The organism is Caenimonas soli, assembly GCF_013155545.1.
GTDB lineage: Bacteria > Pseudomonadota > Gammaproteobacteria > Burkholderiales > Burkholderiaceae_C > Ramlibacter > Ramlibacter soli.
In genome coordinates this window covers 20,346-33,020 of record NZ_JABJVV010000009.1, presented here as the reverse complement: position 1 = coordinate 33,020, position 12,675 = coordinate 20,346, and the positions used below count along the sequence as shown (strand labels likewise).

At 64.4% G+C, this 12,675-nt stretch carries 12 protein-coding genes; 9 read left to right on the top strand and 3 right to left on the bottom strand.

Annotated features, from left to right (window positions below; genetic code table 11):
* Positions 1-3 precede the first annotated feature (3 nt).
* The gene (locus tag HNE04_RS15065; protein ID WP_172220545.1) at positions 4-1,392 is read right to left on the bottom strand and encodes a phenylacetate--CoA ligase family protein; all 1,389 of its coding nucleotides are present in this window, start codon (positions 1,390-1,392) and stop codon (positions 4-6) included.
* An 81-nt stretch (positions 1,393-1,473) separates the two neighbouring features.
* On the opposite strand from HNE04_RS15065, the gene HNE04_RS15060 reads away from it, so the two are divergent.
* The 4 genes from HNE04_RS15060 to HNE04_RS15045 all read left to right on the top strand — a co-directional run bounded on the left by HNE04_RS15060 (position 1,474) and on the right by HNE04_RS15045 (position 5,303).
* A complete protein-coding gene (locus HNE04_RS15060; RefSeq protein WP_172220542.1) occupies positions 1,474-2,229 on the top strand; it encodes a GntR family transcriptional regulator in 756 nt (251 codons plus the stop codon).
* Positions 2,230-2,448: 219 nt separating this feature from the next.
* The gene (locus HNE04_RS15055; RefSeq protein WP_172220539.1) at positions 2,449-3,456 is read left to right on the top strand and encodes a TRAP transporter substrate-binding protein; all 1,008 of its coding nucleotides are present in this window, start codon (positions 2,449-2,451) and stop codon (positions 3,454-3,456) included.
* Positions 3,457-3,470: 14 nt separating this feature from the next.
* Positions 3,471-3,995, top strand: a complete 525-nt coding sequence (locus HNE04_RS15050) for a TRAP transporter small permease (RefSeq protein ID WP_172220536.1) — start codon at positions 3,471-3,473, stop codon at positions 3,993-3,995.
* A gap of 9 nt (positions 3,996-4,004) precedes the next feature.
* On the top strand, positions 4,005-5,303 hold the full coding sequence (locus HNE04_RS15045) for a TRAP transporter large permease (protein ID WP_172220533.1): 1,299 nt from the start codon (positions 4,005-4,007) through the stop codon (positions 5,301-5,303).
* On the opposite strand, the gene HNE04_RS15040 is transcribed toward HNE04_RS15045, so the two are convergent.
* On the bottom strand, positions 5,300-6,688 hold the full coding sequence (locus HNE04_RS15040; RefSeq protein ID WP_172220530.1) for an MmgE/PrpD family protein: 1,389 nt from the start codon (positions 6,686-6,688) through the stop codon (positions 5,300-5,302). The genes HNE04_RS15045 and HNE04_RS15040 overlap by 4 nt on opposite strands.
* Before the next feature lie 105 nt (positions 6,689-6,793).
* On the opposite strand from HNE04_RS15040, the gene HNE04_RS15035 reads away from it, so the two are divergent.
* The 5 genes from HNE04_RS15035 to HNE04_RS15015 are packed head-to-tail and all read left to right on the top strand — an operon-like array spanning position 6,794 to position 11,768.
* Positions 6,794-7,669 carry an HpcH/HpaI aldolase/citrate lyase family protein gene (locus HNE04_RS15035; RefSeq protein WP_235965041.1) on the top strand — a complete coding sequence of 292 codons (876 nt, stop codon included), beginning with the start codon at positions 6,794-6,796 and terminating at the stop codon, positions 7,667-7,669.
* A 24-nt stretch (positions 7,670-7,693) separates the two neighbouring features.
* On the top strand, positions 7,694-8,212 hold the full coding sequence (locus tag HNE04_RS15030) for a MaoC family dehydratase (RefSeq protein ID WP_172220524.1): 519 nt from the start codon (positions 7,694-7,696) through the stop codon (positions 8,210-8,212).
* A 12-nt stretch (positions 8,213-8,224) separates the two neighbouring features.
* Complete coding sequence (locus HNE04_RS15025) at positions 8,225-9,388, top strand: acyl-CoA dehydrogenase family protein (RefSeq protein WP_172220521.1); 1,164 nt, start codon at positions 8,225-8,227, stop codon at positions 9,386-9,388.
* Positions 9,389-9,393: 5 nt separating this feature from the next.
* Positions 9,394-10,605 (top strand): CaiB/BaiF CoA transferase family protein, encoded by a 1,212-nt coding sequence (locus HNE04_RS15020; RefSeq protein WP_172220518.1) that lies wholly within the window; start codon positions 9,394-9,396, stop codon positions 10,603-10,605.
* Complete coding sequence (locus HNE04_RS15015) at positions 10,602-11,768, top strand: CaiB/BaiF CoA transferase family protein (protein WP_172220515.1); 1,167 nt, start codon at positions 10,602-10,604, stop codon at positions 11,766-11,768. The genes HNE04_RS15020 and HNE04_RS15015 overlap by 4 nt, the downstream gene beginning before the upstream one ends.
* Here HNE04_RS15015 and HNE04_RS15010 read toward each other — a convergent pair.
* Positions 11,765-12,565: an SDR family oxidoreductase gene (locus HNE04_RS15010; protein WP_172220512.1), complete on the bottom strand. Its 801-nt coding sequence runs from the start codon at positions 12,563-12,565 to the stop codon at positions 11,765-11,767. The genes HNE04_RS15015 and HNE04_RS15010 overlap by 4 nt on opposite strands.
* Positions 12,566-12,675 lie beyond the last annotated feature (110 nt).

The window sequence follows — 12,675 nt, the reverse complement described above, 5'->3', positions numbered from 1 at the left end:
CCTTCAGCGCTTGTCGAGGAGGCGTATGGGCTTTTGCCGCGTCTCGATGCCCGTAAGCGGCGAGAGCGTGCGGGGCTCCACCAGCTCGACATGGACTTCGACGCCGAGCTTGTGCTTGAGCAGCGCGGCATAGCTGGCCGTCGAGGCATCATTGCGAGCCCCTGAGCACTCGATGCTGACCAGCAAGTCTTCCCGTCCCTTGGCATCACGGGTAAGTGTGCAAAGATATTCGCCGCTGAAACCCGGCATGCCGGCAAGGATGGACGACAGCGCCTGCGGATACACATTGATGCCGCGCAGCTTGACCATGTTGTCGCTGCGCCCGAGGAAGCCTTCGATCCGCCGGAACGGCAGATTCATCTTGGACGGGGTCGTCAGGCAGCGCGTGACGTCGTGCGTGTTGAACCGGATCATGGGGAAGATGTCCTCGGTGAAGAGGCAGGTCACCACCATGTCGCCTGTCTCGCCGTGGGGCACCAGGGCCCCGCTGTCCACATCGCAGATTTCCACCCAGTGGGCATCCTCCATGATGTGCATGCCGTCGTGGTCCGGCCCTTCGGCGGCGATCAGCCCGGTGTCGCCCACGCCGTACCAGTCGTAGAGCTCCACGCCACCCCAGGCCCGGGACAGCTCGTCGCGTGCGTCTTTCGCCAGGTGCCCCGAAATCATGCGCACGGGGATGTCCTTGCCTGGGACGAGGCCCTGTTCGCGCGCGACGTCCGCCAGCCGCTTGATGTAGTCGGCAAATCCCACGATGACGGTTGCGCCGAAGTCGCGCATGAGTTCGACCTGCTTGACCGACGGGGTTTCAACGCCCGTGCCGGCCGAAAAGAAGGTCGCGCCGGAATGGTGGATCACTGCCTCCCGGATGTAGTGGCCGCCATTCACCGGGCCATGGCCATAGACGGAATGCACCACATCGGTGGGGCGCATGCCCTGCATCGTGTAGGCGCGCGCCAGCATGAGCTTTTGCACCTCGCGGGTGCGCGGGCTGAACAGCAGCGGTTGCGGCCGTCCGGTGGTGCCGCTGGTCGCATGGAGGATCATCGGGTAGATGGCGCCGTCGATCGGGATTTCGCGCCCATGATGATCGCCCAGCGGCGGGTGCCGCGCGATCGACTCCATGATCTCCTGCTTGCCGAAGCTCGGCAATTTGGCGATGTCGTCGACCGACCCAATGTCGCCTTGCGCGATCCCGGCGGCGCCCCACAGGCGCTGGTAGAACGGAAGCTGCCAGGCGCGCCGGAGCTGGCGGGCGAACAGCGCATTCTGGTGCGCGCGGAGGGCGTCTTGGGACATTCCGGCGTACCGGGCGGTAAAAGCCTCGCCGACCGGAAAGTCGCGAATCAGTTGTGCGATGTCGACCGCCTCGAAGTAAGTTGCGTAGTGCATGCGGATGTGATAAGTTGTCCGTACATATTATGCAGGCATACTCCACGCGAAATCAAGCAACGGACGAGCTATCTACCTCAAATGGCGCAAGAAACCCAAACGATGCTGCAGGATGGATCGGGCCCCTATTACAAAAGGTTGGCCGGCTACCTCATGGACGAAATCAAGGAGGGCCGCTACGCCATTGGCGCATCGTTGCCCACCGAAAAGGAGTTGTGCGACAGCTTCGGCGTCAGCCGTCACACCACCCGTGAGGCCCTGCGGCAGCTGGAGAACAAGGGCCTGATCACCCGTCGCCAGGGTTCAGGTTCCACCGTGGTCGCGACCAGCCCGCCGGTGCGGTACGAGCAGAACATCCAGACCATCGAGGACATGCTGCACCACGGCAAAGCCACCCGGCTGCACGTGCTGTCCAGCAAGGAAGTCGAGCCTGACGCCAACCAATTCGCCAGCCAGGTGACGCACCTGGGCAAGACCCCCTGCATCTGGGTGCGCTCGATCCGATACCCGCGCAACGATGTCCGCCCCTTGGCGCTGGTCGATGTCTACGTGGCGGTGCGGACCAAGATGCAGGCCAGGAAGCTGCTCGATGAGGAAACCGCCGCCCAGGAGATCGTCAACACCGTCGATGTCCGGAAGATCGACCGCATCGAGCAGGCTTTCAATGCGGTGAACGTCGCCGACGCCGAAGCCAAGCTGCTCCACGTCAAGGCCGGCGACGCCGCCTTCCAGATCGTGCGTCACTATTACGATGCGGCCGGGCGGCTGCTGGTGGTGGCGCATTCGCTGTATCACGGCTCTCTCTTCACCTACGCCTCCACGCTCAGGCGCTCCTGATTCCAAGCTGTCCGTACAAATTGGCATGCTTCCTGCATGCGGCCAAACCGTGGGTCGGTGACCGGTTCCGCACGCCCTTTAAATGAAAAAATGGCAGGCGGGGGAGGTCCTCCCTCTTTACACTTGTACGGACATATTGTCTAATTTGGGTCTGGCGTGCACGAACCCGCTTTATGGCGTGCATCTTCTTAGTTCCTGGGTCAACCAATGAGGTGTGTGATGGGCAATTTTCAAAACCTGGGGCGGCTTGTGCGCCCGCTGGCGATTTCCGCGGCGATGTTTCTCGCCTCGGCCGGCGCGAGTGCACAAGTCAAGCTCGAGATTTCCGTTCCGTGGGGGCCTAACGAGTTCCACTCGCTCAACGCCGCGGCTTTCGCTGAGCGCGTGAAGGCGGAGACCAAGGGCGAAGTGGTGATGACCGCCCGCCCGGGCGGCGAGCTCGGCGTCAAGGCCAACGAATCGGTGAGGGCCATCTCCGAGGGTGTAGTGCCCATGGGCGACCTGGCACTGTTCCAGAACGCGAGCCGCGGCCCGGCCCTGGCGGTCGAGACGCTCCCCTTCCTGGTGGGCGACTACGACCAGCTCAAGCAACTCCACAAGGAATTCCGGCCCCTGTGGGAAGGCATCCTCGCGAAGAACAACCAGAAGGCGCTTTACATCGTTCCGTGGCCCAACCAGTTCTTCTTCACCAAGAAGCCGGTGGCCAGCATCGATGACCTCAAGGGCATCAAGATGCGCACCCTGGACAAGCTGACCACCGACTGGATCAACCGCCTGGGCATGGTCCCGGTGCAGATGACCAACCTGGAAATCCTGCAGGCCCTGGGTTCCGGCATGCTCGATGGCGTGCCCACCTCGGCTGGCACCGCCGTTGCGCAGAAGTACTGGGACTTCATGAAGTACGGCTACGAGACCAATCACATCTGGGCTTCCAACGTGATGACGATCAACCTGGACACCTGGAAGAAGCTCACCCCGGCGCAGCAGGCGACGATAGAGCGCGTGGCGCGCGAGATGGAGCCGCAATTCTGGGAAACCAGCAAGCGCGACCACCGCATGAAAGTCGCGGAACTCACCAGCAAGGGCATGACCATTGCGCCGATGCCCAAGGCAGTCGTCGACGAGATGCGCAAGCGCACGGCGCCGCTGTGGGAGGCCTACGCCAAGCCGATGGGAGACGATGCCGTGAAGGCGCTTGCCTCCTACCGCACCGCCATCAACAAATGAGCTGAGGCATTGCCATGCGCAAGATCCTCGATCGGACCTATGACGGCAGCCTGTTCCTGGCGGGCGTCTTCCTGGTGGCCATCTTTGCGGTGATGATCATCGAATCGATCCTGCGCAAGCTCGGGGGCTACATCCCCGGGGCATCCGAGCTGATCGGGTGGTTCTGCGCTGCTGCGGGTTTCCTGGCGCTGCCCGCGACCTTCAAGCGTGGCGACATGGTGCGCGTCGGCGTGCTTATCGACACGTTGCCCGACCGGGCGAGAAAGCCCATCTTGCTGGGCTGCCTGGCGCTGGCGATCGTTTTCAGCGCCTACATGCTGTGGGCGGTGGGCAGCTACCTGTGGGACGGCTACCGCAGCGAAGAGACCACGCAGGGGATGATCGAGATAGCCGTTTGGATTCCCCCGCTCAGCTTTCTTCTGGGCGTCATCCTGCTGTCAGTGGCCATCATCGACGAAGTGGTGCAAGCCATTCGCACGCCCGCCGCGCTGCTCATGGCCGAGAAACCGATGTCGGTCGAAGACGTCACCATGCACTGAAAGCGACACTTGCAAACCTCGGCATTCCTCATCATCTTGCTGTGCCTGCTGCTCGCGGGCGGCTTATGGATCTCCTTCACGCTGGGCATCGTCGCCTGGGCCGGAGTGGCGTTCTTCTCCACCACCAAGCCCGAGATCAACCTGTTCACTTCCTACTGGAACACCTACTCGTCGCTGTCGCTCGCTTCGCTGCCGATGTTCATCTGGATGGGTGAAATCCTGTTTCGCACGCGACTGGCCGAGCAGCTGTTCGCGGGGCTCGCGCCCTGGCTCGACCGGCTGCCGGGCAGGCTGCTGCACGTCAACATCCTGGGCTGCGGAATCTTCGGTTCGGTGTCCGGCTCCTCCGCGGCCACCTGCGCCACCATCGCGAAAATCTCGCTGCCGGAACTGGCCAAGCGCGGCTACGACCAGAGAGTGAGCCTGGGGTCGCTGTGCGGTGCGGGCACGCTGGGCATCCTGATCCCACCCTCGATCGCGATGATCGTTTACGCGGTGGCGGCGGATGTTTCCATCATTCGCATGTTCCTCGCGGGCATCATGCCCGGCTTCCTGCTGCTGGCCATGTTCTCCGGCTACATCATCTACTGGGCCTTGCGGCACCCGCACAAGATGCCGCCCCAGACCATCAAGACCACGCTCATGGAGCGGGTGAAAGCAACCCGCGGCCTGATCCCCGTGATCTTGCTGATCCTGCTGGTGTTCCTCTCGATGATGTTCGGCGTCGCCACGGCGAACGAGGCCTCGGCGTTCGGCGTGCTGGGCGCCCTCATCATCGCAGTCAGTGGCGGCAACCTCAACTGGAAGAATTTCTCCGACAGCCTGTCGGGCGCGTTGCGCATGACCTGCATGATCATGTTCATCCTGGGGGCCGCCAGCTTCCTCACGGTGGCCATGGGCTTCACCGGAATTCCCCGGGCACTGGCCGAATGGGTGGTTTCGCTCCAGCTGTCGCCTTATTCGCTCATGGTGGTACTCACCGTGGTCTACCTGATCCTGGGCATCGCCCTGGACGGCGTGTCGATGATCGTGCTTACCACGGCCGTCGTGCTGCCGATGGTGCAGGCGGCGGGGTTCGACCCGGTCTGGTTCGGCATTTACATCATCATCATGATCGAGCTGGCGGAGATCAGCCCGCCGGTGGGCTTCAACCTGTTCGTGCTGCAGAACATGAGCGGTGAAACCATGATGACCATCGCCAAGGCGGCCATTCCCTTCTTCCTGCTGCTGTGCGCGGCGACCGGCCTGATCATTGCCTTTCCGGAAATCGTGACGTGGTTTCCGGACTACGTCATGGGCAAGTCCTAGGAGAACGCGAACAACGGCGCCAGCAGGGCCTTGGGAAACGGCGCCGCCAGTGCCGCTGGCGGCGCATCGAGCAGGGACCTGGCCGCCTGGATGACTTCCTCGGCGCGCTCCTCCGGAACGGCGCCGTAGGCCATCAGCATGCGGGCCTTGTCGAACAAGGCTTCTGCCGTCATGGGGCGTTCGGGATCGCCGAGTGAGTCTTTCACTTCGTGGGCGCGTGTTTCGCCGTCGCGCAGATGAAACGTGACGCGAGCCCCGTAGTGGTCGGGGTAGGCATCGTCGATAGCGGCCGAGGGCTTGAGCTTGACGCGCTTCGCGGCCTCTACCAGGTCGGGCCGAAGAAAGAACGCTTCGTCGAAGAACTCGGGCCGCAAGGGGCCCATGGCGGCCGCTACGGCAACGCAGTACTGCAACGAGAACTTGGCTTCCGTGCGCGTGCGCGGCTGAGGGTTGTCGCAGATGCCAAGCGCATCGCTGAAACTCTCCACTTCGCATGCGTCGAAGCGCAAAGGCCCGCCCATGCCTTGTTCTCGCATCGCGAGCACGCAATCGATCGTGGCGTGGGTGTGGCGGCACGCGGGCCAGGGCTTGAAGCTCGTTTCATGAATGAGCCAATCCTTCTCTGTCCTGCTCACCGCCTCGATATCCGCACCGGGACACATGGCGGCGAAGAAGCCCCGATCGCCCTCCAGGATTCTTTCGGGCCCGGTGAAGCCGGCGGCGGCCAGCGACGCCGCGGTCCTGCCGGCCCAGGCTGCGTGTGCGGTGTGGAGCTGCTTGGACATGACAGGCTCGAGCCGGACCTGCCACAAGCCGGCAGCCTTTGTTCCGGCATTGCCCAGCGCCCAAACGGCCTGGTCCGGTGACAGCTGCAGCGCATCCGCGCAGGCGGCGGCCGCCCCGAACACCCCCGCGGTCGCCGTGTTGTGCCAGAAGTAGTAGTGCCGCGTCCCCACCGCGCGGCCGACCCGGATCATGATCTCGTAGCCGCGAACCACCGCGTCCAGCGTTTGCGCGGTGCTGAGGGCACCTTGGCGGGCCAGGCCCGCCAGTGCCGGCATGATCACCGGCCCCGGGTGGAGGATCGCCTGCCGGTGCATGTCGTCCATTTCCTCGACGTTGGCCGGCCCCGCATCGAGCAGGGTGGCGTGCCACGCGTCCTGCGCCATCCCCAGCAGAGACGGCGTGCTGCATGGCATACCCGGTGTCAGTTGCAGCCGGCGCATCGCGTCACTGACGGGCGCGCGCGCTCCCGCCGCTACGCAGCCGATCCAGTCGAGCCAGTGCAGCACAGCGCGCGACCGCGCCCGGGCATCCACTGGCCGTGCGGCCGCCATGAGCAGCGAGCGTGAAAGTGACGGTAGCTTGCTATCTTGTACAGACATCTTTTACCTTCCGGAAGCGGCGGCCAGTCCTTGACGGGCGCGCCTGGAAAAAATATACTTGTCCGGACATATTTTAGCTCCTGAATGTTTCACGAACCCCGCTCCATGTTGTTCGTATCCGGCGAGAAGCCGGATCGTTTTGCCAAAGCTCTTGCAGCCGGCGCCGACCTGGTCTGCATCGACCTGGAAGACGCCGTCCACCCCGCGCACAAATCCGAAGCGCGCCGCGAAGCCCTCGCGTTCGCGGCCCAGCGCGGCCGCTCGCAAGAGGCGGCACGGCTGGCATTGCGGCTCAACGGCCTGCGTACCCGCGAAGGGCTTGCGGATGTGATGGCCCTGATCGAATCCGGCGCCGTCCTCGATTGCCTGGTCCTGCCCAAGGTCGAACACGCACAGGACCTGAGCCTCATCCACTGCTGGGCACCCGACTCGTTCCGGTCGCTGGTGGCGCTCGTCGAAACGCCGCTGGGCGTGGAAAACGCCGCGGCCATGGCTGCGGCTGCGAGGAACGGCGCGCCGAAGCTCGCCGCGCTGATGCTCGGTGGCGCCGACCTTTCCGTCGAACTGGGCGCCGCCTTCGATTGGGACGGCTTGTTGAGCGCGCGCGGGCGGCTGGTCAATGCCGCCCGATCCGCGGGTCTGCAGGCCTGGGACGTGCCTCACCTGGACCTGGACGACCTGCCGGCCCTGGCCGCCGAAACGCGGGCCGTGCGGCGCCTGGGATTCACCTGCAAGGCCGCGATTCATCCGCGGCAAATCTCCACCATTCATTCCGCCTTCGAGCCGGACCCCGCCGAGGTGGTGTGGGCCCGCGCCCTGCTCGACGCCAACGCGACGCGAGAGTCCACAGCAATGGCGGCCGGCGCCTTCCTTTTCCAGGGAAAGATGGTGGACGCCCCCGTGCTGATGAAAGCCCGGCGCATCGTGCAGATTGCCGATGACGCGACGAAGGCCGGCGACCCCCCGGCGCTAAACGCCTAATTCAATTTCCAAAGGAATCACACCATGGTGCAAACAGCGAAGAAAACAGGCGAGAACCGATACCGCGAAACCTTTGGGCGCCACTACGAGGACTTCAAGGTCGGTGACATCTACGAGCACCGGCCCGGCCGCACCGTGACGCAGACGGAGAACATCTGGTTCACGCTGCTCACGATGAACACGCACCCCATGCATTTCGACGAGGAATATGCCAAGGCCAGCGAGTTCGGCAAGTGCATCATCTGCAGCCCCTTCACGGTGGCCCTGATGGTCGGGATGAGCGTGTCCGACGTGAGCCAGAAGGCCGTGGCCAATCTCGGCTGGAGCGACATCAAGCTGGTGCATCCTGTCTACGCGGGCGACACGCTTTACGCCGAAAGCGAAGTGCTGGAAAAGCGCGAGTCGGCTTCCCGCCCCGGCGCGGGCATCGTGTCGGTGAAGACCATCGGAAAGAACCAGGACGGCACCGTGGTCTGCACGTTCACCCGCACCATGCTCATTGCCAAAACGGGCCATAGCGTGGAAGACAAGGTCAATTACTGAGCCGGAGCCGCCATGAACACGAACACGAGCCAGACTGATTCCGACGAGCGGGCAATTGTCGATGCGGTGGAGGTGTGGGCCGAGAAGGAACTGCGGCCCGTGGCGCGCAAATTCGACCTGGCCGACGAATACCCCGCCGAAGTGGTGGAACAGATGAAGGAGCTGGGCCTCTTCGGGGCGACCATCTCGCAGGAGTACGGCGGCCTCGGCCTCTCCTCCTGGACCTACGCGCAGATCGTGATGAAGGTCGCTTCGATCTGGATGGCGCCCTCGGGCATCTTCAACTCCCACCTCATCATGGCTTCCGCCATCGAGCGTTCCGGCACCGAAGCGCAGAAGCGCAAGTACCTGCCGCTGATGGCGACAGGGGAGTTTCGCGGTAGCCTGGGGCTGACCGAGCCGAATGCCGGCTCCGACCTGCAAGCGATCCGCACCACGGCGAAGCTCGAGGGCGACCACTACGTCGTCAATGGCAGCAAGACCTGGATCACCAACAGCCTGCATGGCAACGGCACCTTGCTCCTGGTCAAGACGGACCCGCAGGCACAGCCGCGCCACAAGGGCATGAGCATGCTGATCGCCGAGAAGGGGCCGGGATTCGTCGTCGCCGGCAAGCTCAAGAAGATGGGCTATCGCGCGATCGACACCTGCGAGCTGTCTTTCGACAATTACCGCGTGCCCAAGGAAAACCTGCTGGGTGGCGAGGAAGGCCGCGGCTTCATCCAGACGGCGGGCGGGCTGGAACTGGGGCGCATCAATGTGGCGGCGCGCGGCGCCGGCATCGGCGAGGGCGCGCTCAAGCACTCGCTTCGCTATGCGCAGGAGCGAAGCGCGTTCGGCAAGCCAATCTGGAACCACCAGGCCATCCAGCTCAAGCTGGCCGACATGGCCACCCAGGTCGAGGGCGCCAAGCGCCTGATCGAACAGGCCGCGCGCAAGTACGACGCGGGCATCCGCTGCGACCTCGAGGCAGCCATGGCCAAGCTCGCGGGTTCGGAAGCCGGCGTGTTCTGCGCCCAGGAAGGCATGCGGATCTTCGGCGGCTACAGCTACTCCGTGGAGTACGACATCGAGCGCTACTACCGCGACTGCATGCTGATGTGCATTGGGGAAGGCAGCAACGAAATACTGCGCACGGTGATCGCCAAGCAATTGATCGAGCGCCACAGGATCTGAAACCCATGAGCAAACAACTGCCGCTGCAGGGCGTGCGCGTACTCAGCGCCGAGCAATACGGCGCGGGACCTTTCGGTTCCATGATGCTGGCCGACCTTGGCGCCGAGGTGATCAAGATCGAGAACCCGCGCGAAGGTGGCGACGTTTCTCGGGCGACCGGGCCTTTTTTCCTGGAAGGCGCCGGCGGCTCGCCCGACAGCCAGTTCTTCCAGAGTTTCAACCGCAACAAGAAGAGCCTGGCCCTGGACCTGAAGAGCGCCGAAGGCCAGGCCGTGTTTCGCAAGCTCGCCGCCACCTCGGATGCGGTGATGAACAACCTGCGCGGCGATCAGCCGGCCAGGCTGGGGCTGACGTACGAGTCCCTGAAAACGGTGCGCAAGTCGCTGGTCTGCGTTCACTTGTCGGCGTATGGCCGCGACAACGAGCGCGCCAGCTGGCCGGGTTATGACTACCTGATGCAGGCCGAAGTCGGGTACCTGCATCTCACCGGCGAACCCGACGGACCACCCGCGCGCATGGGCCTGAGCATCGTGGACTACATGACCGGCATGACCACGGCGATGGCGCTGTTGGCCGCTGTGCTGGGCGCGCATCGCACCGGCCGCGGCGCGGACGTGGACGTGAGTCTTTTTGACGTCGCGCTGGCGCAGCTCACTTATCCGGCCGCCTGGTATCTGAATGCGGGCCATGTCGTCCAGCGCATGCCCCGTTCGGCGCATCCGTCCGCGGTTCCTTGCCAGCTGGTCAAGTCGCAGGACGGATGGATGTTCGTCATGTGCATGACGCAGAAATTCTGGGAAGCGCTGGCGCATGGCATCGGCCGGTCGGAGCTGCTGCAGGACCCGCACTTCCTCACGGCTGCGGCGCGCCGCGAACATCGCGAGGCGCTGAGCGCGATGCTCGACGCCGCATTCCAGTCCGCGTCCACCCAGGAGTGGATGACGCGCCTGGCCGGCAAATTACCTGTGGCGCCCGTGCTGGACCTGCCGCATGCGCTGGACAATCCCTACGTGGCCTCGGTCGGCATGGTCCAGACGGTGCCCCATCCCGCCGAAGCGGGGCTCAGGCTGGTGGCCAGCCCGGTCAAGCTCGATGGCGAGCGGCCGCCGGCGAAAGTCTGCTCGCCGTTGGGCGGCGACACCGTCGACCTGCTGCGGGAAGCGGGCTACTCCGAAACGGAGCTGGCCGAATTACGAGAAAAGAAGGTGATCGGATGAAGCTCGAAGGCCTCAAGGTGCTCGACCTGTCGCAGTTCCTGCCGGGACCGCACTTCACGATGATGATGGCGGATCATGGCGCTGACGTCATCCGCATCGAAGCTCCCGCGGGCGAGCCGACGCGCCACATCGGCGCGGTGCAGGACGGCGAGAGCGTGTGGTTTCGCAACACGCACCGTGGCAAGCGCAGTGTCGTGCTCGACCTGAAACAGCCGGCCGCGCTTGAAGCCTTCATGCGGCTGGCGCGCGATGCGGACGTTATCGTCGAGGCCTTCAGGCCCGGCGTGGTGGACCGCCTCGGTATCGGCTACGCACAGGTCAAGGCGATCAACCGCGGTATCGTCTACTGCTCGATCGCGGCCTTCGGCCAGACGGGGCCCTACGCGAAGCGTCCGGCCCACGACATCAGCATCGAGGCCGAGAGCGGTCTGCTCAGCCTGAACCTCGGCGCCGACGGCCAGCCGGTCATGCCCTGCCTGCCCGCCGCCGACATGGCGGCCTCGCTGATGGCCATGAACGGGGTGCTGATGGCGCTCCTGCGCCGCGCCACGACCGGCGTGGGCGACTACATCGACATCTCGATGCAGGACAGCCTGGTGAGCTGGCTCGTCAACGTCGTTGGCCCGGTGTTCGCTGAGGACCGGCCCCTGGTTCCGCGCAACGAGCGCTCCTTCGGCGGCAACGCTTTCTACAACATCTACCGGTGCGCGGACGGACGCTCGATCACGCTCGGCGGGTCGGAGATCAAATTTGCCAGGAACCTGTTGGGCGCGCTGGGCCGCTCCGATCTGGCAGAGTTGTGCGTGCTGCCGCCTGGGCCTGGCCAGCTGCCGGTCAAGGAGTTCCTGGCGCAGACTTTCGCTCGCGAACCGCTGGCGTACTGGGAGAAGTTCCTTGCGCCGCTGGATGTCTGCTGGGCGCCGGTGAAGGATCTGCACGAAGCCTTGCAAAGCCCGCAGCTGGCCCACCGCGAGATGCGTGTCGAGTTCAAGCCCGGCGACAACCCGGCCGCGCGATCGACAGTCCTGGGCATCCCCATCAAGTTCGCGGCCGAGCCGGGCCGGCTAGTTGCCGGCGCGCCGGCCCTGGGCGAGCACACCCAGGAAGTACTGGCGCAAGCCGGTTACTCGCCCGCGGAGATCGAGGCGATTCGTGGCGCCTAGACGACCATGGGTGTGACGGCCCCGTCCATCGACAGGATGGCGCCCGTCACGTAGCTGGCCTTGTCGGAGGCGAGGAACGCCACGGCATTGGCGACTTCTTCCGGCTTGGCAAGACGGCCCAGTGGCACACGCTCATTGGCGCGCTTGAGCGCCTCTTCTTCGGATATGTTGGACATCTTGGCTCCGGCCGCGATGCCCACCTTGAGCCGGTCCGTCAATGTCATTCCCGGGTTGACGGCGTTCACGCGCACGCCCTTGGGGCCGTACGCGGCGGCCAGCCCGGCCGTGACGAGCATGAGGGCGGCGTTCGCCGCACCACCGGGCAGGTGGCTCGGCCCCGCAACCTTGCCGCCGGCCCCGATCACGTTGACGATGGCGCCTTTGCCGCGCTGGCCCATTCGCTTGATCAGCGGGCTCATGACATGGATGTAGGTGAAATACTTGGCATTCATCGCGTTGTGCCAGGACTGCGCTTCCAGATCATCGGGCGGCGTCATGGCGGCAGCGCCGGCGCTGTTCACCAGGATATCGATCGCTCCCCCGGCCGCTTCAGCGGCATCCAATGCGGCAAGCGCGGCCTTGGCATCCTGCAAGTCGGCGGGGAAAGTGGCGACCCGGCCGGCGTTGCCGGAGCTCGCCTGCTCCAGCGAACGAGCCCCATCGCGCAACGTGGCCTCGTTTCGCGCAACCAGGCTGACCCTGGCGCCTTCGTCCAGGAAAATCCGCGCGCAGGCGAGTCCGATGCCCTTGCTGCCACCGGTGATGAGGACGTGCTTGCCCTTGAGTTGAAGGTCCATTTCTTGGTCTCCGTGGTGAAAGGCTCATTGTATTCAAATGGGTACGGACAACTCCAAATGCACTCTCTGGTTACATTGGAGACGAGGGCCGAACAAGTTGCTCACGATGG